The following is a 22,840-nucleotide window of genomic DNA, read 5'->3' on the forward strand; positions in this document are numbered from 1 at the left end:
ATTTATATAATTGATATTAATATTTTATTAGTTAAGAGGGTTTTATGGAACTAGAGAAATTTATTAAGAAAAACAGTGACACTTTCCAAGTGAAAGTATCTGATATAGTTGAGCAGAATGGTGGTGCAATGACGTGGGATAAAATTCCAAATGTCAAGGGAGCTACTGTAAAAATAACAATTGATACACAGGAAAATATACAAATTTCCGATACGTCGTTTTTTGTTGAAACAGACGGAGCAATTAAAAGTACCCAAGAGGAAGGTAAGACTGTTATTGAGTTTAACTATACACCTCATAAACATGACCCCTTTGGCCAAAGCTTATACTTTGAATTTTTATCAGAAATGATCAACATAGAAAGTACAGATTGTTCTGATTTGAAAAACATCCACTTTACAACTGACATAAAATTTCAAAACTACGATGATTCTTATTTAGTAGATGAGCACCGAGAATTTGATTTCAATCCTTGTCATATTATGTAGCTAGTTATATGGAGGAAGCAAACTTCCTCCATATACTTTACTTTTCGTATAGATAATGTCCACTTAATATAACAACAGATCCTCTGATCTTATTTGTAATGTTTGTCTTCTATTCCTTAAGTGTATATAAATGAGAGTAATGGTTTGCAATGGAGCTATGCAAAAAATAATCAACAACGTATTTGCAAGAGAAATTTTAGATAGCAGGGGTTACCCCACTGTTGAGGTGGAAATTGAACTCTGTGATGGAGCAATAGGTAGGGCCTCTGTACCTTCTGGAGCTTCAACTGGTAAATTAGAAGCCTTGGAACTCAGAGACCAAGATGAGAAAAGGTATTGTGGTAAAGGAGTGCTGAAAGCTGTTCAAGCTGTAAATGGAGTGATAGCAAATGAAATCATTGGCATGGATGCAACAAACCAAAGTGCAATTGATAAAGCATTAATTGAACTAGATGGAACAAAAAATAAATCTAAACTTGGAGCAAATGCAACTTTGGGTGTGTCTCTTGCGGTTGCAAAAGCAGCAGCAAACAGTTTCAAAATGCCGCTATATAGATATTTGGGAGGAGAGCAGATGCCGGTTCCACTCATTAACATAATTAATGGTGGAGTACATGCAGACAATAAGCTCGATTTCCAAGAATTCATGATTCTTCCGGTCGGTGCTGAGACTTTCAGTGAAGCAATCAGAATATCTGCGGAGGTGTTCCACAACTTACGTAGCATTCTTAAGAAAAAGGGTTATAGCACAAACGTAGGAGATGAAGGTGGTTTTGCACCAAATGTTGAGAGCACTGAAGAAGCTCTTAATCTGATAATCCAGGCTGTAGAATCTGTCGGTTATTCAATGCGAAATCACTTTGCACTAGGCCTTGATGTTGCTTCATCTACTTTTTATGAAGATGGAATTTACAAATTTGAAAATAAAAAGCTTACTTCAAAAGAATTGACTGAATATTATTGTAATCTTGTGGAAAGATATCCAATAATTTCTATAGAAGATGCAATGAGTGAAGACGATTACGAAGGTTGGAAATTACTTACTGCAAAATTGGGGAGTAAAATTCAATTGGTTGGGGATGATTTATTTGTTACAAATTGTGAACTAATAGGCAAAGGAATAGAAGAAAAAATGGCAAATGCTGTACTGATCAAGCCAAATCAAATAGGGACGTTAACAGAAACTTTTGCTGCTATTGAAATGGCAAAATCAAACAACTACAAAGCTGTTATTTCTCACCGCTCAGGTGAAACAGAAGACACAACAATATCTCATATAGCAGTTGCATCAAATTGCGGGCAAATAAAAACCGGGTCGCTGTCGCGTTCTGATAGGCTCGCAAAGTACAACGAGCTAATGAGAATAGAAGGCACACTAGGAAAAAATGCTAAATATTATCGTGGATTAGCATGGGTTTTATAGACGAAGTAAAATTGTACTTAAAAGCCGGTGATGGTGGTGACGGTTGTGCAAGTTTTCGTCGAGAAAAGTTCGTTGAATTTGGTGGTCCAAATGGTGGTAATGGAGGAAAGGGTGGAAACATAGTTTTCATCAGCGACGCTAATCTCAACACTTTGCTTCATTTTCGTTATAGAAGACACATTAAAGCAGATAATGGGAAAAATGGTGCAGGCAGGGATAGATCTGGCACAGCAGGGAAAGACGTTATACTTCGAGTTCCAGTCGGTGCACAAATAATTGATGAAGAAAGTGAAGAGATAATAGTAGACCTTGACAAGCCTGGTATGGAATTTCAAGTAGCACAGGGTGGAAAAGGTGGACTTGGAAATACTAATTTTAAATCTTCTACTAATAAGACACCAAGACATTTTACTTACGGTCAGCCTGGCGAAGAAAAACATGTATTATTAAAACTAAAAGTTTTATCAGATATTGGAATTATTGGCATGCCAAACGCAGGTAAATCAAAATTTTTGACTCGCTGCTCAAATTCCGATACAAAAGTAGGCGATTATCCATTTACCACCGTAAGACCCCACTTAGGTGTGACAAAAGTGGATGATAGCGAAGTTGTAATAGCAGATATTCCTGGAATAATCACCGATGCTCACCTTGGGGTTGGGCTCGGACATAAATTTTTAAAGCACATAGAAAGGTGTCAAATTTTACTTCATTTAATTGATGTAACTCATGATGACGTTGTTTCGGCTTATAGTTGTATCCATAATGAATTGGAACTTTACAATGGTGATCTTGTTGAAAAAGAAGAGATTGTAGTATTAAACAAATGCGACTTGCTGAGAGAAGCAGAAATTCTGGAAAAGAAGAATCACCTAGCCAATTATCTTAATAAAGAAGTGCTGTGCTTATCAATTAATGGTGATTTACAGCCTATTTTAAGATTATTAAGTGAAAAATTGAAAAAGAGTAATTCTAAGGAAATCGATGTATATGATCCTTTTAAGATGTGAATTTCATTTAGATAATTGATGTTTTTCATTTATTTTATCATATAACTAGAATATATGTGTAAGAACGTTTGTTTTTGAAGGTGATTTGCACAGTAAATGGTCAGCGCGTGACGCACTGCCCATTTCATGTTAGCTATAAATATTTAAGAAATTTACCAAGCAGAAAAAAAGACAAAGAATCCCCGGGTTAGCTAGTCTTTTACTATCTTTGTCGAGTATTGGCATTTTTTGATGTCTTGTAACGCTTTGTAAGCGCGTTCAGCTTATTTAGATAAAAATCTAGATGTAGATGAAGTTTTGTAAAGACATACAGTATCTATATACTGCAAAAAATTGAACATAAAACGCCGATACATTAAGTAATCCTTACCTTTTAATCTGCAGATTGGCGAAAGCAAATACAATAGCTTCACTGCCATGGTAAGGGGGCTGGCGGAGTTTGTCAAGGAATTTTTGCATTTAATTCATTTCTGCGAGCTACCTGGATAAGAAGTTTTCCTACTGAAATTTTGAAAAATGTAATCTACTTCTATATTCAAATATATCAAGCAGTAATTCAAAATTAGCCATTGCGCCTTTTGCGTTATTATACACGAGGTTGAGCAGCTCTTTGTCCTGATATAAATCAGCAAATTTAAATTCCATACATCCTGATTGTTTTGTGCCTAAAATATTTCCACTGCCTCTTAGCATCATATCCCTTTCAGCAATGTAAAATCCGTCCTGTGACTCACACATGATCTTTAACTTTGAAGATGAGCTTTTACTTAAATTATCGTATAATAATACACAAAAAGATGGCTTGTTTCCTCGCCCTACTCTGCCTCTTAACTGATGTAATTGCGATAACCCAAATCGCTCTGCATTTTCTATAATCATAATGGTTGCATCTGGCACATCTATACCAACTTCTATCACAGTGGTTGCAACAAGCAAAGAAAATTCATTTCTTTTGAAGGAAAACATAACTTGATCTTTCTGCTCCTGAGTCAATTTTCCGTGTATTATCCTGACTCTATCAAAAAATGTTTTTTGTAATTCCTGAAAACGCATCTCTGCTGCAGCAATATTGGTCTCTTCGTTTTCTTCTATATATGGACAAATCCAATATGCTTTTTCGCCCCTGTTTATAGCACCTTTTAGCTTTTCAATAACATCTGGCACCCTACTAATGTTCATAGTTACAGTTTTTATTGGCAATCTGGATTTTGGTTTTTCTCTCAAAATTGAACATTCAACGTCACCATACATAGCTTGCTGCAAGGTTCTTGGAATGGGAGTTGCAGTAACGAAAAGTATATCGGCATTTTCTCCTTTTCCTACCAAGCGATTTCTCTGCATCACTCCAAATCGCTGTTGCTCGTCTATGACTGCAAGCCCTAAATTTTTAAATGTAACGTTAGCTTGAAATAACGCGTGGGTGCCAATCACTATATTTAAAACACCACTTGCAAGTTCGTTCATGATAATCTTTCTTTCCTTGCGCGAAGTTTTACCAGTAAGCAGCGCAACTTTTATATCGGTACAGGATAAAACTTCCTCAATCCAGTTATAATGTTGCTCCGCCAAGATAGTAGTCGGTGCCATTAGAGCTACCTGCATGTTGTTTTCTACCACATTTAGCATCGCAAAAAGTGCAACTACGGTTTTGCCACTACCAACATCACCTTGCAGCAAGCTCATCATGCGATACTTGGATTTTTGCCTCTCTGAAATTTCATCTATTGCACGAATTTGATCGTTTGTTAATTGAAACGATAATTCATTTAAAACTTGCTCTTTATATTTATTCAATACTATAAATTCTCTTCCCCTTTCTTTTACATGATTTTCTCTTGCAAGTTTCAGTGCTAGCTGATACGCAAACAATTCATCATAAGCAAGCCTTTTTCTACAAACCTCGGCTTCCGCCAATGAGCTTGGTCTGTGCAACTTTATTATGCTTTCCCTCCAACTTAGCCATTTTTTTTGCTTGATTAATGTATCATCTATCCACTCTGGCAAATCAGGCAATTCTTTCAGGTTAGAGCTTATTATATTCCCAATGCTCTTATTGGTAATGCCACGGCATAATTGGTAGACTGGCTCTATGCGAGCTATTTCTTTAAATTGGTTGATGTCAAGCGACACGTAATCTGGATGAGTAATCTGCCAATGCTCAGCAAATTTTTCGAGTTTGCCACTGATGATTACATAGGCTCCAACTGGAAATAGTTTATATAAATACTTAACTGAGTAATTAAAAAAGACTATGAATATATACTGACTCTCACTTTCAACGACTATTTTATATGGTCTACCTCTAAAAGTGGGCGACTGATGCTCATAAACTTTTGCCATGAAAGTTGTAAATTCTCCAACTTGAGTATCAAGTAGTGACTTACTTCTATCTATATAACCAAGCGGCCTATAAAACAGCAGGTCCACCACTTTGTTCCCACCACAGAGTTTAGGTAATATTGCGGAATGGAACTTAAGCATATTTTCCAGCTTGCCATTTAGAAAAGCCAGCACATCTAATTGCTCATTGAGATTCATACATGTGTAAAAACTGTTTATCAATAATAGAGCCTTTTTAAAATCTTGTCACCTTATGGTCAGGTATGCACTATAGCTAGCACAGCTCTCTAACATCTTACCACCGCGGTGCAACAAGCAGCGGGATGACGGTTGTCGGTAAGCCTAAGTTACCCCTAACTATATTTGCTATCATAGGGCTTATAGCAGGTATTTTATTGAATTATTAATAATTTGTGATATAATTAATTATGATGTTAATAGGTCTATGATAGAAATGAATAGTACCAATCCAGTAGTTACATTAAGGGCTCAAGCAGAAGAGTTTGATTTTAGCAAATTAAGAGCTGGTAAAGATAATGCTGAAGCAAACTCTGGTGAACAGATGTATAAAGACATCAATAGAATGGATTTTGTTATTAATGGTAAAAGTATAGACCAAACTTTAACTAGTGCGTTGATGGAAGGAGCTAAGCAACGTGAATTCGATAAAATTTGGAACGAATATTGTGAAAATGACAATACTCCTGATCATAAAAAAACTGACCAGTATGAAAAGGAATTTGAGAGATTTTACAATTTAGGCAAGGAGTATGCTCACCTATTACCAAAGGAAGAAGCCAGAAATTATCGCTCGTTTGCAAAAGAAGTTTTTAAGGAAATGTTTAAATATGCTGAAGCAAAAGTTCCAAGTGATTCTATTCTAGAAGAGCTAATTACTAATTGTAATCAAGCAGGGTATGAAGGCACTTTATTCACTGATGTTCTCTTTCAAGCATTTCGCCAGTCCGAATTTACGCTACTAAGTCCTCAAAAAACAATAGTTATTGATTGCACTGATCCAAATCATGTAAAAGTCAAATCTGAGATGGCAGTGCCTACGGTAAAATCTGATAATCCAGAAGAAGAAGTTTGTCAGATAAATAGCTCATTAGAGTTTACACTTGCATTCCAAGATGAGAAAAATGATGTAACATATAAAGATGGTAAATTATTACTTACTGCTCCTCGAGAACTGAAAAATTACAAAATTGATGGCAAAAATTTATTTGATATTATTAAAGAGTATTTCCAGAAATTTTGCGAGAAGTTAGGATTTAAGTTTGAAGCAGAGATAGAACATAGTTTAGGTAATCCACTAGAAGTAAACAGCCATCTGGAAAATATGGAACCGCCCATTCATAGCAATGAGCATGGAAATACACCTGGAAACTAACAATTAAAATATTTCAAGCGCTGTTAGCTCATTTGCACAATCAATTACTTCAGAACTTGGGAACTGGTTTTTAAACCAAGTGTACTGGCGTTTTGCGTAGTGTCTTGTGTTTGTTTGAGCAATCTGTATCGCTTCGTCTAAAGTAATCTCACCTTTCAAATACTTTACAATTTCTGGCACTCCATGTGCTTTTATAGCTGGCAAATGTGGAGCTAAGTTCATACTAAGTAGCTTTTTTACTTCATCAATTGCTCCATTTTCGATCATTTTGATAAAACGAGAATTTATTTTTTGGTATACATCCTCACGTTTAGGCAAAATTGTATATATCTTAAAATTATCGAATAAAGGAGGCTGTCTATTTTCTTGCCATACAAAGATTGTCTTACCAGTTTCAGTGATAACTTCAAGTGCCCTTGAAAGGCGGTGCGAGTCATTCATGAATACTTTACCTTGAATCCTTGGATCTTTGCTTAGCACTAATTTGTAAAACTCCTCTTTACTTAAATTTTTCCTTAATTCGCTTACATTTTTCCTTACTTTCTGACTTATTTGTGGCATTGATGATAAGCCTTTGATTAAACTGCTGATGTAAAGCCCGCTTCCTCCAGTGATGATAGGTATTTGAGCATTTTCTAATGCGTGATTAACTTCTTTTTCTAAATCCTCTAACCATAGACCCACGGAATAATTTTCTTTTGCTGAAACATAACCATATAATTTATAAAATTCTTCTTGCTTTAGTGGTTGAGCAGTAATTATAGGAATTTCTTCATATACCTGCTTTGAATCACAATTTATTATGCTGATATTATTATATTTTTTTATCAGGTTATCACACAATTCTGATTTACCTGAAGCTGTAATTCCTGTAATAATTACTATATTATTTTTCATTTATATTAATTTAATTAACATATGATAGAGTGTAGTAAAAATTTGGGTCCTACAATCTAAAGTTTGGAGATTTTTATGGCAGAAAACAACGACAATAATTCATTTATTAAGCGTTTCACAAACAGGACTCCTGGCGATACAGGGGAAGGTTTTTCCAGTAAGTATTCGTCTCAAAACACCAAAGAACGGGCATTAGGGGAAAAAGGGAAAATTTCTGAATTAGCAAACAAAAAAACCGAATCCAAGGAAGCTTTTTCTGAAAGTGGCGGCATAAAAAGTAAAAGCAGAACTGTCAATGAAAGATCTTTTGCTGATGCAACAAAAAGAAGTAGGTTAGATCTTATATATTTAGTCCGTGGTAAAGATCGTGGAAAATCAGCGTGGCATTATGTATTAGTTGATAAAGAGAAAAGAGAAATGTTTCTAGCAAAAAGCAGAACTGGCTCTATAGATGTTGCAGACTATGGAGAGATTTTGTATTCAGGATGGGGAGAGGATCCACCACAGGCAATAGTTGATAAAGTCAATGAAGAGTTTGGGTTGTAGCAAGTCTGCATAACAAATGGTAAGCTGCGTTGCATTGCGTTCACAAAAACTAGCAGTTACTATATAAGATACAATGCAACAAAACTGATCTAGTTGTTATGAATAAGTTTTTAGCTATATGGTATCTAAAATAATAAATGCAATACAGAACAACTTGTTAGTGTGTTTTCCAACAGAAACAGTGTATGCTCTTGCTTGTAATGCATTAAATAATGAATCTATAGGAAAAATATATCAGATAAAGAAACGCTCTCAAAATAAACCACTGTCTATATTTGTTAGTGATATTTGCAGCTTGATGAGAATAGCAAAGCTAGAGAAAAAGTATATTGGTTTAGTAAATCACTTTTCTCCTGGACCGATTACCTATATTTTACCACTTAAAAACAATAATATATTGCCAAACGAATTCTTTAAAGATAGTATAGGCATCAGAATCCCTGAGCATCCTATTGCAATTTCAATACTAAAAAAACTGAAAGTTCCAATAGTTGCAACTAGTATAAATATTTCAGGAGAAAAAAGTGTATGTAAGGCAGACGATATACCACAATCCATTAAGCAACATTTATCTGCAGTGATTGAAGATGATGAATTAGTTTCTGGTATAGAATCTACTATTATTGACTTAACCGAAGATAAGATTAAGGTTTTAAGGGAAGGTGCAATTTTATTACAAACAGTAACCAATGCATTTTCAAACTAAGATCTATAGGAGAAAGAATGAAAAAAGTAATAGGTCACAACCAGGCCAAAAAAAAATTAATGAACAACTTATCTGTTCAGTCTTGGCTGATCTGTGGTAAAAAAGGTATAGGAAAAGCAACACTTGCAAAATCCTTCTCCAATTGGTTACTCATAAAAAGCTATAATGAAGTAGCATTGGACTTACACATTGTTGAAGGTGATACTATTGGAATAGAAAAAGTCAGAGAAATGAAAAACTTTCTACACTTAAGTCCCATTCAATCAGAACACAAAATAGCTATAATAGATAGCTTAGAGGCAATGACTAATAACGCTAAAAACGCAATATTGAAAATATTAGAAGAGCCGCCAAAAAATTCTAAGATATTTATAATTAGCCATAAGCCATATGATATACAAACTACTATCCAGTGTAGGTGCTTTCAGCTAAATTTACTTCCATTAACTTATGACGAAACAAAGCAAGTTGCTTCATCTCAATGTAAATTTGATGATCAAACGTTTGACGAAATGATTACTTTATTTCCTGGAATGCCAGGAATGATAATAAATGCAATAAGTAGTGATACTTATGAAGCATACAAATGCTTTTATAAATTTCTTCATGATTTAAAGAATCCCAATATGATTAATAAAGTAATTAATAGTGAAATCGAACTAGAACTAGCATCATATATAATTCAGGCCTTCATTTTAGAAAGCATAAAGAGAGAGGTAAATGGTGTTGAAATTTTACTAGGTCAGTGGAAAAAAATAGATGAACTTTTCGTTGTTGCTAAGCAACTTCACTTAGATAAAAAACATGTTTTAGCTAATGTAGTTAATATCATGACATAAGTTTACAAAGTATAATACTTTTAACATAAATTCATGATAAAATTCTGTTAATTTTATACTCGAAGTATATAATTTGACTGATAATAAATTAACTGTATGGCAATCAATAGAAGTTTTGACGAAAGCCATACTAAACATGCAGAAAGAATTAAGTTCAATCAAGAATATAGCTTTAGACCAGGACGTCACCTTAGAAAAAGGAAAGGAGTTGTTAAGCGGCATTTATGAAGCAAATTTTAAGCTAAACAAGGCAATCAATATAGCTACTTTGCCAAAAATTGGCTATCATATGCTAAATGGTGAGCTTGTTGTACGTAATCATATCACGGAAGAGGAAGTAAAGATTCCTAGGGATTTTCATTACCTTAAAGTCGTTAAATCCGATCATGATGATTATAAATTAACGTTTTGTAATTTTTTAGGTAATGAGTTTTTTGAATATAAAAAGTATGATCCACAATATTCTGGCGTTTCAGATGAATATAAGTTTGTGGATTTTGGTAGTGTAAAAAAGACTCATAATCTAAAATTTAAGGAATACGTTGGTCATGCACCTAAGTTTTTTGCTGCAGAAGGGCCTATTGAGCCTGGATCTCAAAACCATGCAATTGATCTATTTGAGCTAGTCAAAAGTGGTAAAGGTAGCAAAGTGGGAACCCTCGCTGATGAATTTGGTTATTTTGATGATCAAAATAAATTACATTATTATAATTATCACAAAAGTGCTGAAAGTAATATTTACAATCCTGAAAATTTCAGTGTAAAAATGATCAATATAGATGTGAGCAAAATCGATAAATTCTACCTTATTGCAGAACAAGGTGATATAATCATTCATCCTATTTTGGAAAATTTAGACATATTTTAAAGTTTTTTAGAGTATCTAATCTTATTGTTATTATAATTAGGTTTGGTAGCATTGTGTTATGGAAGATAAATTGCTTGAATCAGTAAAAAACAAAAGTTATTTCAGTAAAGCAGTCGAATGGTACTGCCATAGGTATCTGTTTTGTGTAGCAGAAAGATCTTGGATGGCATTAATAGTATCGCTTCTCCTAGTATGCTTATGTTTATTAATATTAAACATATACCTGTTATTTCCTGTTAAAAAAGATTTAAATTTTGTGAAGTACATGAACCACACAGAAGATGAGTTCTCTGCAATGCATAAGCTTAGTTTCAGTAAAAAGGAAGATGAATACACTTCCATAGCGAGGTACTTAATAAGTAAATACATTGAAATATACGAGTCCATTAAGATCGTTGAACCGAAGTACCAAGAAAATTTTATAAGAAACAATTCTATACATAAAATCTATCAAGGCTTTCAGGAAAAAACGAACAATGAAGCTGTTAGTTCACCTTCATCCAAAAGAAAAACTGCCAACATAAATGTAATAACATTATCTATTGATCGATCGACCAAGGACTTAGTTACATTTGCTGGAAATGCTACTGTAGTTTTTACAACCGAGCAAAATAAGGAGGTGAAAGATCATACTGTGGAGATTAGCTTCACTTTGTCGAGTATAAAAGCAACTCTGGCTGGTATAATACCATTTAAATTTATTGTTAATGGTTATAAATACAGATTTTAAAATATTACTTGGTAGCTAAAAAAAATAACTAAAGTGCATGTAGCAGTAATAACTGGAGGTAAAACTAGAAGAATTGGCGTTTTTTTAATAAAGTAATTCTGAGAAGGTTTTAAGAAAAAGGCATTGTAAATTATCGGTAAAAAGTACAGAGCGTTAAGTATAGTACTAACAATTAACACTAGAGTTACAAACACAGAAAGTATTACATTGCCAGAGTTGAAAACAGCTTGAAAAATGAGAAATTTACCCCAAAAAGTCGGAGCAGGCGGCACCCCTATCATAGACAATGCACCTATAGCAAATGCTGTCATGCTAATTGGCATACTGCGTCCTATACCGTGAATCTTATCTATATATTTCTCACCTGTTTTCGTTATTATTGCTCCGGCAATGAAAAACAAAGTGATTTTTGCAAATGCGTGGCAAACTAATTGAAAAATTGCAACCCTCATGCTGAGCTCACTAAAAATTGAAGCAAATAATATAATATACGACAATTGAGAGATGGTAGAGTAAGCAAGCAATTTCTTTAATTCTTTTCGCTTTAATGCAATCAATGATGCAGTAATAATAGTAAATCCAGCAGCGTACGGAAGCCACCCTCCAGCGAACCAATTTTGCTGCACAAAACGTTGCATGTTATCGACGCCGAAAGTGTATAATATAACTTTTATGATGATGAAAACTCCGGATTTCACAACAGCAACAGCATGTAATAGTGCACTCACAGGAGTTGGTGCAACCATTGCTTTTGGTAACCAAAAATGCATTGGCATTAATGCAGCTTTTCCTATTCCATAAATCAGCATAGCAAAACACACTGCAATGAAAGTGATGAGTGAAGTATCAAATTTGAATATTCCACCACTTACAAAGTCTAAAGTATGAAATTCATTATATAAAAGGCCTATTGCAGGAAAGAATAATACTAAAGAAGAGAAAAATAGCACGCCAAAGTAATAGCGCCCTGCAATCATTGATTCATTTGTTGAGTTGTAAGTAACCAGAGGGTATGTACTAATAGTTAGAAGCTCATAAAAAACAAATGTAGTGAGCAAATCTCCAGAAAAAGCAATAAACATTGCACAGCTAATCGATATTGAAAAAAAGCATAGAAAACTTGAGTGATTGCTATCAGCATAGTTATTCTGCATATAACATATTGCATATATACTGGTTAGTATCCATAAAAACGATATTAATAGACTGAATATTACTCCGGTAGACTCTAGCTTTAAACTAATGTGCAAATTATTACCAAAATCCATGAGAATAAATTGAGAATGATCACCATATACCCAATATAAAGTGCACAGACACGTATACGTAAACAGAAGTACAGAAGAAATGACAGTAATACTATTGTTCACTCCGGGCCATTTACCAGTAAAAAAGATAACAAAAGCACTTAAAAGCGGAATCAACGCAGTAATTAATAAGTAATTCTCAGTAATTAAAAATGGTAACGAAAGATACATTAAGATATAGTCCATTAAATTTTCTGTTTAGGTAAAGCTAGAATTATACTCAAATCATAGAAAAACCGCCATGTTTTTTTGGCAAACTAGTTGTTTGTGTATGCTATAGCTAACACGTCATACCGCCGCGGTATCTCGGCATAGATTCCGCTAACTAGTAGCGGAATGACGAATTTGTTGTTTTTCAAATTGTCGGTAAACCTAAGTCAGTTTAGCTATATAGATAGCATAAAGTCAACTGCATAAATTGAAACAATATCTGCTAGACGCAAATTATAACAAATGCAGTAGCGTAATCTCCATCGTCACTCAGAGAAAGATGAATCTTGTAGTCCTTTGAGATGAAATCCTTTCTGACAGCAATATATGGTTTTCCTCTTACATCGCTGTATATTTCTATATCTTTCATTATAATGCCCTGGCTAAATCCAGTACCTCGTGCTTTAACAAAAGCTTCTTTTGCTGCAAAGCGTTTGGCAAAATACCTTGCTCGCATTTCTTGACTATTATACTTTCTACTTAGCTCTATTTCTTTTTCAGTGTAGATTCTATTGAGAAATTTTTCCCCGTATTTTTGTAATATTCTCAATACTCTTGGTATATATACTATGTCAGTGCCGATACCGCGTATCATTTTGTGCTAAAGCGATTTATTGCTTCCTCAATCTGCATTTCTTTTACCTCTCCAGTTGCTCTATTTTTTACTTCAACTATATTTTCATCTATTGCCTTTTTTCCAACAATTATTTGCCACGGCAAGCCTATCAGATCCATTCTAGAAAATTTTACTCCTATACTTCTTTCCGTATCATCGTAAAGCACTTCATCACTTTTCAAAGCTTTGTATATTTTATCTGCAGCCTCCGTTACTTTCGTTTGTAAATTGATTAAACCAATTCTGAAAGGAGCTACCGCTTCTGGCCAGATAATTCCCTTATCATCATGAAAAGCTTCTATTATTGCACCGACAAGCCTTGAAACCCCAATGCCATACGAACCCATATGCATGTTGACATTTTTTCCATCTTGAGAAGTAACACTTGCCTTCATAGGCTTTGAGTATTTGTCGCCAAAATAAAAAATATGCCCTATTTCAATACCTTTACTAACATTTAACTGCTCTTGCGGCACAAGGCAAGTTTTAGGGTCGTGCATATCATCTGCAACTGCATATATATTCTTCAAACTTTCAACATCTTCACTTTCCAGTAGTTCAGAAAATTTATTGTCATAATATAAAGTGCTCTCACCAGTGTTTGCCAATATATGAAACTCGTGGCTCAAATTTCCTCCAATTGGCCAAGTGTCCGCTCTCACTCCAATTGGAGTAAGTCCCATGCGTTTGAAGATTTTTATGTAAGTTTTGTACATCAAATTATATGAATTCAGTGCACCTTCGTAATCTACATCAAAACTGTATGCATCCTTCATCAGAAATTCCCTACCCCTCATAACACCATAACGTGGTCTTACCTCATCACGGAATTTCCACTGGATATGATACAAACAAAGTGGCAAATCTTTGTAACTTTTTACCACATCTCTAATTAGATCAGTTGCTACCTCCTCATGCGTTGGACCGAAAAGCATATCTTCCTCATGCCTATCCCTTATACGTAGCATTTCCTTACCGTAATCATCGTAACGTCCCGATTCTCGCCAAAGATTTGCTGGTTGCACACAAGGCATTAATGCTTCAATTGCACCAGATTTATCCATTTCATCTCTGATAATATCTTCAATATTCTTAAGCACGCGCAGACCAAGCGGCAACCACGTATAGATGCCAGATGCTATCTGCTTTATTAAACCTGCACGTAAAGAATATTGATGGGAGATAATTTTAGCATGGGTAGGCTTTTCCTTTAGAGTTGGTAGGTAATATTTGGATAAATGCATATAATAGATCTGATTGTATTAAGTAATCTTAATACAATCAGACCTGTAGGTAAACTTATTTTGAAAAAGAAGGGAAGTGTGTGGTACTTCCCTTGATAATTTTATAGCTACCGTGGTCTTGGTACAACATTTTCATCCCGCTAACACGTAGCGGGATGACAGCAGTCCTACGTCATGCCGCCGCGGTATCTCTTAGCCGCTAACAAGCAGCGGGATGACGAATTACTATACCACCGCGAACCGTCATACCGCCGCGGTATCTCATCCGCTAACAAGTAGCAACTGTTCTCCCTTGTCATACCGTCACGGTATCTCTTGGCATGGATCCCGCTAACAAGTAGCGGGATACTTAACCGTCATACCACCGCGAACCGTCATACCGCGATTCATTCGCGGTATCTCTTAACATAGATCCCGCTAACAAGCAGCGGGATACTTAACCGTCATACCACCGCGGTATCTCCTTAGCATAGATCCCGCTAACAAGTAGCGGGATGACGATTGTCAGGGTGTCATCCCAGCGCCCCTGTGATGTCATCTCAGTGCCCAGACACTGGGATCCAGGAAACTTAACTCTACACCAAGTAAATGTACAATAAGAACTAGATTCCAGTGTCAAGCACTGGAATGACAAGTTCTCGGCAACCCCTACATCATACCGCCGTGGCATCTCTTAGCCGCTAACACGTAGCGGGATGACGAGGTTATCGTCATACCACCGCGAACCGTCATAGGGACTCCGCCAACAATATTGGAAGAAATCTGAAACTTGAGAAAACTATTTCCCGAAAGCTTCTACAAAAAGAACAGAGAGTTGAATTTATTTATAGAGCTAGTGATCAAATAACCATATGTCTCGATGAATAACATATGGGAGAGCTAATGGGCAACAAGAAATTAATAGTTTGTATTCGTTGTAGTTATGAAGTGAATAGATTAGCAGAGTTGTATCTATTAGATGCATATGAAAAATTAGTGTTAAGTAAACCAATAAAAGTGAGCAAAAAGGAAGAAAACTCTGAATGTAAGAAAGTAGATTTGAGGAGGGTTAAATGGTAACAGTTAGATTATATGCAAGAGTTTCTTCAGGGAGACAAGCACAAGAAGGTACAATAGCAAGTCAAATTGCTGCTATAGAGAATCAAATTAGTATGGACGGACATAAATTATTAAATGAATATAAATTTATTGATAATGGTTCTAATATAATCCGTCCTGGTTTAGAAAAATTACGTGATAAAATAGCAGAAGGTAGCATTGATAAGGTTTATATTCATTCTCCTGATCGTTTATCTCGCAAGTATGCATATCAGATGGTATTACTTGAAGAGTTCAAGAAACTAGGAGTAGAAGTCATTTTTTTAAATTAGCGATAATCTAGAATCTCAATTACTATTACAAATGCAAGGTATGATAGCAGAATATGAACGTGCAAAAATCATGGAAGGAAGCTGCCGAGGAAAGATTTATGCAGCCAATAAGGGTTATATAAGTGTAATGAGAGCTGCTCCTTATGGCTATCATTATATAAATAAAAATACAGAGACAGGACAAGCCTTATTTGAAATTTATGAAGAAGAAGCTGAAGTTGTGCGTAAAGTATTTTTTTGGGTAGGAAGAGAAAGAGCGAGTATAGGAGAAGTATGTCGTGGGCTAAGTGCTATGTCCGTTATGACGCGAACAGGAAAAGAATATTGGGATAGGGCTGTAGTTTTGAGTATGTTAAAAAACTCTGCTTATAGAGGACAAGCAGCTTTTGGTAAAACAAGGTTAGGCGTAAAATTAAAACATATAAGACCAAAAAAAACTCCTGCGAGCAACCAAAAGATAATTATTCTACTTATTCTGTTCCAAAAGAGGATTGGATTTATATTAAAGTACCTAGTATAGTAAACGAAGATTTATTTGATATAGTTCAAGAACAATTAGCAGAGAATAGAAAAATAGCAAGAACAAGACAAAGAGGAGCAAGATATTTATTGCAAGGTTTAGTAGTATGTAAGCTTTGTAATTATGCATATTATGGTACTAGCACTGCAAGGAATAAGGAGGGAAAAAACTAATAATCAGGTTTATTTATCGTTGTATTGGCACGCCGTTTTGGTGGTAATAAAATGTGTAACAACAAATTAATTTGTACAGATACATTAGACATAACTGTGTGGGAAGAAGTAAAGCATCTATTAAAAAATCCGAATAGAATATTAGAGGAGTATAAACGAAGACTTTCAGAACTTACCACTAGATCAAAAAAGCGCTTTGCTTGAAGCACAAGAAGATAAATTAAAACGAGGTATTGCAAGGTTAATTGATAGTTATGTTCAAGAATATATTGATCAAGAAGAATTTGAGCCAAGAATTAAAGCAATGAAACAAAACTTAAAAATGGTTGAAGAACAAAAGAAAAAAACATTTGATCAGAAAAAACTCACACAAGAGTTCACTCTAGTAGTAACAAATTTAGAGGGATTTTCCTCTAGTATTAACTCAAGTCTTGATAATGCAGACTGGCTAACTAAACGTGATATTATTAGAACGTTAGTTAAGCGAATTGAGATTAATTTTGAGGATGTGAACATCGTGTTTAGAGTGAAAGAGCTTCCAGACTCTTCTCATGGGGAGAAAAATCAATACTTACAATGTTGTTGTAGGGGTAATCATCCCGCTACTTGTTAGCGGGATCTAGAGATACTGCGGCGGTATGACGTGTTGCTTGGGTCAGCTATACCTTTTTTCTACTTAGTTTGGGTTATGCAAGAAGTCTATTATAATCAGGCTTTAAGTGTGCGGAAGTAATTTTTTGCATTAGAGTAAAAAATTTTTTCTATAGCTAATCAAAGTGGGATCAAGAGAAACTTACCACTTTCTTTACAAAGGGTTTGATGTTACCATTTGATGAACTATTCTGAATTTATTGAATGAACATTAACATAAAGAATCTAGTTCATGCTTTTTCTAAATTGCCAAGTTTAGGACCATCATCATCACGCAGGTTGGCTATACATTTACTCCAAAACAAAGAGAAAGTTATGCTACCACTTGTATCTTTGATTAAAGAGCTAGCAGATCTTATAGTAGAATGTGAGATTTGCAGAAATCTAGATACTAAATCACCTTGTTCTATTTGTATTAACCCAAAATGTGACACTAAGTTACTGTGTGTAGTAGAAGAATTGGGTGATCTATGGGCGTTTGAAAAAGGAAATATATATTCAGGTTTATACCATGTTTTGGGGGGCAGATTGTCTGCAATAAACGGCATAGGTCCAAAAGAACTTAACCTTGATACTATTCTGGAAAGAGTGACAAAATCTAAAGTTGAAGAGATAATTATTGCAATTAATCCGACATTAGAGGGTCAAGTTACTGCACAATATATAATTGAATTGCTAAAAAATTTGGATGTGAAAATATCACGTCTTGCTTGCGGCATACCAATGGGCGGAGAAATTGACTATCTAGATGAAGGAACGTTAAAAGCAGCCCTCACTTCAAGACAAGAATATGAGTTAAATATAAAATAAGGTATGTGCTTAAAAAAACTTGCATCGTTAATAACGTTCAAGAAGAAAGAAACAGCGCCACCACTTCAAGTGGCGGCTTGGGAAAATGATCGTCTAAACTATAAGCAATTTTCAGGCAAATTCAACACTATAATTAAAACAATTGATCAGTCTTTTACAATAATATCTTTAGAAGGATATGACGGATGGGGTAAGACGTTTTTTCTGAAAGAGTGGGTAAAAGAGTTAAAACAGCAAAATGAAATTGCAGCTTACTATAACGCATGGGATATCAATGCACTGGATCAACCACTTCCTTCTTTTTTAAATTTTCTATTTGAAGATTTATTTGCATCGTATGAAGTAAAAAGAAGCGTTATACAACAGTTCAAGAACATAAACCAAGAACTATTTTCTCTAAACACACTAGGAAAGCTGATCAGTAAATCTCCACTTGCTATGCTTTCCGTATTGCTTGACGCTACAAAAGAGGCTGATAGGAAAGATATTGGTTCTGTACTGAGAGAGTTGAATACTCTTCAAAGAAGAGAAGAAAACATTAAGGATTTTAAAACACAATTGGCAAAAGTAGTTAATAGAATTAGAAAAGACAAAAACATTTATATAATGGTGGATAATCTTGATGTGTGCCGCCCTAAATTCGTTGTCGATTTTTTGGAATCTATAAAGTATATGCTTGATGTGGAGGAGCTGGTTTTCATTATTTCTGTAAGTAAAGATAAGAGCAATGTGCATAAAGCCATTAGCACGATACTTGGACCAAATTTTGACCTAAAATCTTTTACTGATCTCTCTTTACATTTACCGAAGCAACCGATAGAAAAATTTACAAAAGAACTATTTGAAAATATTAAATTACCGAAAAAGTCAAAAAATTTGATTGTAGATAGTTTTATATTTTATGCAGAAAGCCTTTTACTATCGTTAAAAACAATAGAATACTGCGTAAAAAAAATAAAGCTGTGTCTTCTGAATTACACAAGAGAAGAATTACCTGCTCCAAATTTGTTTTCGTTTTTTGTAATACTGCAATCAGTAAATACTGATTTGTATGAGGAGTTAGATTCCTCATGTCAAAGAGCATTGGAAAAAATTGAAAATGAATATAAATCTTTAATTCTAAATGGTCAAGAGGAATGGGAAAAACTTAAAACCTCTCTAGAAGCTGCTTTTGCAGAGAAGGAATCAAAAATTAACAAAGCTATAAAGGATATAATATTTTGAAAAGATACCCTACCTTTGCATATACAAAGATAGGGTAATATTTGATTAACGCCCCTTTACTATGTTATTACCTTGTTCAAACTTTCTGATTAATTCGCTTACGTTGACATTAGATAATTTTTTACCTGCAGATTTGTCATTATGTGAAGCATCAGGTTTACGAAGGTCTTCCTTACTGTTACTCCTAGTAATATTACATCTGACAATGTTTGAATTATTAGACTTATCGCTTATATCTGAAATATTGCTTTTTTCACTACATGAAGACGAATTACTCGACATATTGTCTAAGCTAAAGCGCTTTTTACCTTGATAGATTGGATTCCAATCAAGTGGATTGTAAGTTTTTTTGCTAGTCTCAACCTTTTGGTTATTTTGCTGTTTAGGAGAAAAACCTAGGTTTTCTCTTTCTTTCTTGCTTAGTGTTTTGAGAAATTTTACGGTTTCTAATTCATCAGTTGCTTGTACTTGATGTAAATCAAAGCTTTTTTGATGGTTAGCCTGCTTAACATTTTCCATCATTTTATCTTTTATTGTTCTATCCTCATCATCAGAAGTGCTGCTACTAACATCACTGATACCACTATCCCCTGAATCACGGCGTTGTTTGTTAGAAGTGCTAACGCTTACATGAATATTGTCTTTCATGAGTTTTTGCATTGTTGGGCCAAATGTTCTTCCAAGATTGCTACTTACTGTTTTATTACTATCATTTGCTTGGGAATGAGATGCATTTCGCTCAAAAATCGCTTTTATTCCAGCAAATTTAGCTTGGGAAGATTTCGGAGGAACAGGTAGAACAACTTTCTTAAGCTTTACTATTTTTTCTAACTCATTCTGCGACGATAACTTGGTCTCTGGTGCTCTTGGTGGTACCGGTGGGGCAACCATGCCTTTTGAGTTAATCTTTCCTTCATTTTTAGGAAAAATTTTTGGATTATTTTTTTCTACTGTAGTATTCATTTTTTTACCTCTAAGCCTATTAACTAGTAGAATTATAAACTTAGAGGTATTAATTTTGTAATAACGATGCTAATAGGTTTCAAATAAGCATCGCCAGAGGACTCTCTATATAATGCTTAAAGGCATTTAAAAATTTTGCTCCTAATGCTCCATCAACTGCTCTATGGTCAACAGAAAGTGTTACTGTCATTATTTCTGCTATCTCTATTTTCTCATTCATAACAATTGGTTGTTTTTTGGATGCACCAACTGCCATAATGCAAGATTGCGGCGGATTGATTATAGCACTGAAGGCTTTTATACCAAACATTCCTAAATTGGAAATAGTAAACCCACCTCCTTGAAATTCTTCTGGCCTTAATTTTCCAGATCTTGCTCTGCTTACTAAATCTTTCACTTCTTTTGATATAGATAAAATACCCTTTTTATCAGCATTTTTTACTATAGGAGTAATTAGCCCATCTTCAAGTGCCACAGCGATTGAAATGTCTACATTCGAGTATTTAAGTATTTTATTATCTATCCACGAAGAATTTATATCAGGAAATTTTTTCATGCTGAAAGCTGCAGCTTTTATGATTAGGTCATTAATTGTTACTTTGTTATTTTCATCTGCTGAGCTAATCTCGTTTTTTAACGATATTAACTTATCAACCTGGCAGTCTACAGTTAAATAAAAATGTGGAACATTCTGTTTGGATTCAGTTAAGCGCTGTGCTATCACTTGGCGCATATTGCTTACTTCAACCATGGTATCTTCCTCGGGCCTTTCACGACTTTCAATGCGTGTACCACTACCTAAAGACTCCAACACATCAGCCTTAATTATGCGACCATATGGTCCTGTACCTTTTAATTGCTGCACATTAACCCCTTCATTTTGAGCTATTTTCTTAGCTAATGGGCTTATTTTTATTCTACCTTCTACATAACCCTCTGTCATCCCAGTGCTTGACACTGGGATCCATGCTTCTTTTCTTCTGGATTCCAGCGTCACGCGCTGGAATGACACCGAAGAATGACTTGTTGGCTTTCCGTTTAAATCTTGGTGTTCTGATTTTTGATTATCAACAGCACTTTTTGTCACTTCCTTTTTAACTGCACTATTGATGGAAGTTGAGGTATAGTTATTAAGCACACTGCTATCTTCTCCTTCTTCCAGCATTAAAGCTATCGGTTGATTTACAGGCACGCCACTTGTTCCTTCTGTTACTAAAATTTTTGCTAAAACTCCTTCATCTACAGATTCAAACTCCATTATGGCTTTATCAGTCTCTATCTCAGCAATTACGTCGCCTACTTCAACTTTGTCTTGTTCTTTTTTATGCCACTTGACAATTTTTCCTCCAGTTTTGCTCATTGTCGGTGAAAGAGCAGGCATTAATATTTCTATAGGCATTGATTTTGCATTTAAAGATCTATTCAATTTTTAATTTACTCTTTATCTTATGTCAATCTAATCGTGAATTATGATGAATAAGTCTGTTACACTATCCCTCACGTCATCCCAGTGCGTGACACTGGGATCTTGGTTCAGTACTATTATCCTATTGTTTTTATTATTTAGCCATAGCTTGTTTGCTAATAACTTTGTTTCAACCAAATCAAATAAAATCAACATGAGAACGGGGCCAGGGTTTCACTATCCTGTAAAATGGATATACACTTGCAAAAATCTGCCCCTGAAAGTGATAGAAGAGTTTGAGAGTTGGAAAAAGGTCTGCGATATAGATGAAGACTGCGGATGGATAAAAGGCAATCTGCTTAGTGATAAGCACCACACAATGATAAAAGAAGATACTTATGGATATCAAAAACAGAGTGTAGACAGCAAGATTACTATGAAAATAGACAAGTTCGTTGTAATGAAAATAGAAAAATGCAACGAAGAATGGTGCTTTCTTTCCACCCCAAAACGTAAAGCATGGGTACAAAAAAAACATATATATGGGGTTGATTAGGTTGATAAAGGATCTGGATTAACACTAATTTCCGGACCTTCTGTAGCAGGTGAAGCAGAGGATGCACTGACTTCTTCATGCTCTGGAGAATTACTCTCCTGTACAGGGCTATTACATTGTCCACAGAAACTCCTTAACATCTCCTCAGCAGATGAGTTTAAAATTTGTACAATAGACTTTTCACTTTGTTCTCTTAGCGATTGATCCATTCTAGAAATCAACTTAAGAAACTCACTACCTGATTTTTCAGCTTCACTTTTTATTTTGCTTTCTATGCTTGCAATATTATCTTGATCAATTTCTTCTTTTGTTATGTTGAATGAATTTGCAACATCTTGATATCCAATCTTGCAATTTCCACAACCAATTATGCAAAAAGCAATAGAATTAGATATTTCATTTGCAGCCCACTTGTGTATAGTGTAAGCCAAATAATTGTCATGGTATTTAATGCTAAATTGTTGTTCTATTAGCTCAGAAATTTTATTCTTTAGAGACATAAAGTACCCTCCTTACATTCGTTATACCTTTTTGTTAAGGCACAACAATTA

The 22,840-nt window shown here is 34.7% G+C and carries 25 protein-coding genes; 16 read left to right on the plus strand and 9 right to left on the minus strand.

Annotated elements, in window-relative coordinates:
- The first annotated feature begins 44 nt into the window (after positions 1 to 44).
- The 3 genes from OM966_RS02560 (at position 45) to cgtA (ending at position 2,921) form a co-directional block, all read left to right on the plus strand.
- Entirely contained in the window at positions 45 to 488 is a 444-nt protein-coding gene (locus tag OM966_RS02560) for a hypothetical protein (protein ID WP_264328700.1), read from the plus strand.
- 157 nt (positions 489 to 645) lie between these two features.
- Complete coding sequence (eno, locus tag OM966_RS02565; protein WP_264328701.1) at positions 646 to 1,911, plus strand: phosphopyruvate hydratase; 1,266 nt, start codon at positions 646 to 648, stop codon at positions 1,909 to 1,911.
- A complete protein-coding gene (cgtA, locus tag OM966_RS02570) occupies positions 1,899 to 2,921 on the plus strand; it encodes an Obg family GTPase CgtA (RefSeq protein WP_264328702.1) in 1,023 nt (340 codons plus the stop codon). Before eno ends, cgtA begins: the two co-directional genes overlap by 13 nt.
- A 498-nt stretch (positions 2,922 to 3,419) precedes the next feature.
- Here cgtA and recG read toward each other — a convergent pair whose 3' ends face one another.
- A complete protein-coding gene (gene recG / locus OM966_RS02575) occupies positions 3,420 to 5,459 on the minus strand; it encodes an ATP-dependent DNA helicase RecG (RefSeq protein WP_264328703.1) in 2,040 nt (679 codons plus the stop codon).
- A 256-nt stretch (positions 5,460 to 5,715) separates the two neighbouring features.
- Here recG and OM966_RS02580 point away from each other — a divergent pair, with 256 nt between their 5' ends.
- Entirely contained in the window at positions 5,716 to 6,654 is a 939-nt protein-coding gene (locus tag OM966_RS02580) for a hypothetical protein (RefSeq protein WP_264329024.1), read from the plus strand.
- 3 nt (positions 6,655 to 6,657) lie between these two features.
- Here OM966_RS02580 and miaA read toward each other — a convergent pair whose 3' ends face one another.
- On the minus strand, positions 6,658 to 7,551 hold the full coding sequence (gene miaA / locus OM966_RS02585) for a tRNA (adenosine(37)-N6)-dimethylallyltransferase MiaA (RefSeq protein ID WP_264328704.1): 894 nt from the start codon (positions 7,549 to 7,551) through the stop codon (positions 6,658 to 6,660).
- Between the two features lie 75 nt (positions 7,552 to 7,626).
- Here miaA and OM966_RS02590 point away from each other — a divergent pair, with 75 nt between their 5' ends.
- From OM966_RS02590 to OM966_RS02610, 5 genes are all read left to right on the plus strand, one after another.
- Positions 7,627 to 8,097 (plus strand): hypothetical protein, encoded by a 471-nt coding sequence (locus OM966_RS02590; RefSeq protein WP_264328705.1) that lies wholly within the window; start codon positions 7,627 to 7,629, stop codon positions 8,095 to 8,097.
- Between the two features lie 118 nt (positions 8,098 to 8,215).
- Entirely contained in the window at positions 8,216 to 8,803 is a 588-nt protein-coding gene (locus OM966_RS02595) for an L-threonylcarbamoyladenylate synthase (RefSeq protein WP_264328706.1), read from the plus strand.
- Between the two features lie 17 nt (positions 8,804 to 8,820).
- The gene (locus OM966_RS02600; RefSeq protein ID WP_264328707.1) at positions 8,821 to 9,642 is read left to right on the plus strand and encodes a DNA polymerase III subunit delta'; all 822 of its coding nucleotides are present in this window, start codon (positions 8,821 to 8,823) and stop codon (positions 9,640 to 9,642) included.
- Positions 9,643 to 9,715: 73 nt separating this feature from the next.
- Complete coding sequence (locus OM966_RS02605) at positions 9,716 to 10,510, plus strand: hypothetical protein (protein ID WP_264328708.1); 795 nt, start codon at positions 9,716 to 9,718, stop codon at positions 10,508 to 10,510.
- 58 nt (positions 10,511 to 10,568) lie between these two features.
- Entirely contained in the window at positions 10,569 to 11,240 is a 672-nt protein-coding gene (locus OM966_RS02610; protein ID WP_264328709.1) for a VirB8/TrbF family protein, read from the plus strand.
- Here the strand turns inward: OM966_RS02610 and OM966_RS02615 are convergent.
- The 3 genes from OM966_RS02615 to proS form a co-directional block, all read right to left on the minus strand.
- The gene (locus OM966_RS02615) at positions 11,237 to 12,733 is read right to left on the minus strand and encodes a proton-conducting transporter transmembrane domain-containing protein (protein WP_264328710.1); all 1,497 of its coding nucleotides are present in this window, start codon (positions 12,731 to 12,733) and stop codon (positions 11,237 to 11,239) included. The genes OM966_RS02610 and OM966_RS02615 overlap by 4 nt on opposite strands.
- A 247-nt stretch (positions 12,734 to 12,980) precedes the next feature.
- The gene (locus OM966_RS02620) at positions 12,981 to 13,352 is read right to left on the minus strand and encodes a holo-[acyl-carrier-protein] synthase (protein ID WP_253309486.1); all 372 of its coding nucleotides are present in this window, start codon (positions 13,350 to 13,352) and stop codon (positions 12,981 to 12,983) included.
- Positions 13,349 to 14,617, minus strand: a complete 1,269-nt coding sequence (gene proS, locus OM966_RS02625) for a proline--tRNA ligase (RefSeq protein WP_264328711.1) — start codon at positions 14,615 to 14,617, stop codon at positions 13,349 to 13,351. The genes OM966_RS02620 and proS overlap by 4 nt, the downstream gene beginning before the upstream one ends.
- Positions 14,618 to 15,487: 870 nt before the next feature.
- Here proS and OM966_RS02630 point away from each other — a divergent pair.
- The 6 genes from OM966_RS02630 to OM966_RS02655 all read left to right on the plus strand — a co-directional run bounded on the left by OM966_RS02630 (position 15,488) and on the right by OM966_RS02655 (position 19,365).
- Positions 15,488 to 15,676, plus strand: coding sequence for a hypothetical protein (locus OM966_RS02630; RefSeq protein WP_253307219.1), 189 nt, complete (start codon positions 15,488 to 15,490; stop codon positions 15,674 to 15,676).
- On the plus strand, positions 15,670 to 15,987 hold the full coding sequence (locus tag OM966_RS02635) for a recombinase family protein (protein ID WP_264328686.1): 318 nt from the start codon (positions 15,670 to 15,672) through the stop codon (positions 15,985 to 15,987). The genes OM966_RS02630 and OM966_RS02635 overlap by 7 nt, the downstream gene beginning before the upstream one ends.
- Before the next feature lie 31 nt (positions 15,988 to 16,018).
- Complete coding sequence (locus tag OM966_RS02640; RefSeq protein WP_264328685.1) at positions 16,019 to 16,507, plus strand: recombinase family protein; 489 nt, start codon at positions 16,019 to 16,021, stop codon at positions 16,505 to 16,507.
- 369 nt (positions 16,508 to 16,876) lie between these two features.
- On the plus strand, positions 16,877 to 17,293 hold the full coding sequence (locus OM966_RS02645) for a hypothetical protein (RefSeq protein ID WP_264328684.1): 417 nt from the start codon (positions 16,877 to 16,879) through the stop codon (positions 17,291 to 17,293).
- Positions 17,294 to 17,541: 248 nt separating this feature from the next.
- Positions 17,542 to 18,141, plus strand: coding sequence for a recombination mediator RecR (gene recR / locus OM966_RS02650; RefSeq protein ID WP_458694303.1), 600 nt, complete (start codon positions 17,542 to 17,544; stop codon positions 18,139 to 18,141).
- Positions 18,142 to 18,144: 3 nt separating this feature from the next.
- Positions 18,145 to 19,365, plus strand: coding sequence for a KAP family P-loop NTPase fold protein (locus OM966_RS02655; RefSeq protein WP_264328713.1), 1,221 nt, complete (start codon positions 18,145 to 18,147; stop codon positions 19,363 to 19,365).
- 45 nt (positions 19,366 to 19,410) lie between these two features.
- On the opposite strand, the gene OM966_RS02660 is transcribed toward OM966_RS02655, so the two are convergent.
- From OM966_RS02660 to OM966_RS02670, 3 genes are all read right to left on the minus strand, one after another.
- Complete coding sequence (locus OM966_RS02660) at positions 19,411 to 20,328, minus strand: hypothetical protein (RefSeq protein WP_264328714.1); 918 nt, start codon at positions 20,326 to 20,328, stop codon at positions 19,411 to 19,413.
- Positions 20,329 to 20,407: 79 nt separating this feature from the next.
- Entirely contained in the window at positions 20,408 to 21,727 is a 1,320-nt protein-coding gene (locus OM966_RS02665; protein WP_264329025.1) for a pyruvate dehydrogenase complex dihydrolipoamide acetyltransferase, read from the minus strand.
- A 57-nt stretch (positions 21,728 to 21,784) separates the two neighbouring features.
- Positions 21,785 to 21,949, minus strand: coding sequence for a hypothetical protein (locus OM966_RS02670; protein WP_264328715.1), 165 nt, complete (start codon positions 21,947 to 21,949; stop codon positions 21,785 to 21,787).
- Here OM966_RS02670 and OM966_RS02675 point away from each other — a divergent pair.
- Positions 21,948 to 22,289 carry an SH3 domain-containing protein gene (locus OM966_RS02675; RefSeq protein ID WP_264328716.1) on the plus strand — a complete coding sequence of 114 codons (342 nt, stop codon included), beginning with the start codon at positions 21,948 to 21,950 and terminating at the stop codon, positions 22,287 to 22,289. The genes OM966_RS02670 and OM966_RS02675 overlap by 2 nt on opposite strands.
- Here the strand turns inward: OM966_RS02675 and OM966_RS02680 are convergent.
- Entirely contained in the window at positions 22,286 to 22,789 is a 504-nt protein-coding gene (locus OM966_RS02680; RefSeq protein WP_264328717.1) for a WBM0748 family T4SS-associated protein, read from the minus strand. The two genes, OM966_RS02675 and OM966_RS02680, sit on opposite strands and share 4 nt — an antisense overlap.
- Positions 22,790 to 22,840 lie beyond the last annotated feature (51 nt).

Origin of the sequence: Wolbachia endosymbiont (group A) of Andrena hattorfiana (assembly GCF_947179565.1) — a bacterium.
In the GTDB taxonomy this organism is placed as follows: Bacteria; Pseudomonadota; Alphaproteobacteria; order Rickettsiales; family Anaplasmataceae; genus Wolbachia.

Bases quoted from the DNA above. Each gene is read 5' to 3' on its own strand.
- OM966_RS02560 (WP_264328700.1), top strand. From the start codon at position 45: ATGGAACTAGAGAAATTTATTAAGAAAAACAGTGACACTTTCCAAGTG.
- eno (WP_264328701.1), top strand. From the start codon at position 646: ATGCAAAAAATAATCAACAACGTATTTGCAAGAGAAATTTTAGATAGC.
- cgtA (WP_264328702.1), top strand. From the start codon at position 1,899: ATGGGTTTTATAGACGAAGTAAAATTGTACTTAAAAGCCGGTGATGGT.
- recG (WP_264328703.1), bottom strand. From the start codon at position 5,459: ATGAATCTCAATGAGCAATTAGATGTGCTGGCTTTTCTAAATGGCAAG.
- OM966_RS02580 (WP_264329024.1), top strand. From the start codon at position 5,716: ATGAATAGTACCAATCCAGTAGTTACATTAAGGGCTCAAGCAGAAGAG.
- miaA (WP_264328704.1), bottom strand. From the start codon at position 7,551: ATGAAAAATAATATAGTAATTATTACAGGAATTACAGCTTCAGGTAAA.
- OM966_RS02590 (WP_264328705.1), top strand. From the start codon at position 7,627: ATGGCAGAAAACAACGACAATAATTCATTTATTAAGCGTTTCACAAAC.
- OM966_RS02595 (WP_264328706.1), top strand. From the start codon at position 8,216: ATGGTATCTAAAATAATAAATGCAATACAGAACAACTTGTTAGTGTGT.
- OM966_RS02600 (WP_264328707.1), top strand. From the start codon at position 8,821: ATGAAAAAAGTAATAGGTCACAACCAGGCCAAAAAAAAATTAATGAAC.
- OM966_RS02610 (WP_264328709.1), top strand. From the start codon at position 10,569: ATGGAAGATAAATTGCTTGAATCAGTAAAAAACAAAAGTTATTTCAGT.
- OM966_RS02615 (WP_264328710.1), bottom strand. From the start codon at position 12,733: ATGGACTATATCTTAATGTATCTTTCGTTACCATTTTTAATTACTGAG.
- OM966_RS02620 (WP_253309486.1), bottom strand. From the start codon at position 13,352: ATGATACGCGGTATCGGCACTGACATAGTATATATACCAAGAGTATTG.
- proS (WP_264328711.1), bottom strand. From the start codon at position 14,617: ATGCATTTATCCAAATATTACCTACCAACTCTAAAGGAAAAGCCTACC.
- OM966_RS02630 (WP_253307219.1), top strand. From the start codon at position 15,488: ATGGGAGAGCTAATGGGCAACAAGAAATTAATAGTTTGTATTCGTTGT.
- OM966_RS02635 (WP_264328686.1), top strand. From the start codon at position 15,670: ATGGTAACAGTTAGATTATATGCAAGAGTTTCTTCAGGGAGACAAGCA.
- OM966_RS02640 (WP_264328685.1), top strand. From the start codon at position 16,019: ATGCAAGGTATGATAGCAGAATATGAACGTGCAAAAATCATGGAAGGA.
- OM966_RS02655 (WP_264328713.1), top strand. From the start codon at position 18,145: ATGTGCTTAAAAAAACTTGCATCGTTAATAACGTTCAAGAAGAAAGAA.
- OM966_RS02660 (WP_264328714.1), bottom strand. From the start codon at position 20,328: ATGAATACTACAGTAGAAAAAAATAATCCAAAAATTTTTCCTAAAAAT.
- OM966_RS02665 (WP_264329025.1), bottom strand. From the start codon at position 21,727: ATGCCTATAGAAATATTAATGCCTGCTCTTTCACCGACAATGAGCAAA.
- OM966_RS02675 (WP_264328716.1), top strand. From the start codon at position 21,948: ATGAGAACGGGGCCAGGGTTTCACTATCCTGTAAAATGGATATACACT.
- OM966_RS02670 (WP_264328715.1), bottom strand. From the start codon at position 21,949: ATGTTGATTTTATTTGATTTGGTTGAAACAAAGTTATTAGCAAACAAG.
- OM966_RS02680 (WP_264328717.1), bottom strand. From the start codon at position 22,789: ATGTCTCTAAAGAATAAAATTTCTGAGCTAATAGAACAACAATTTAGC.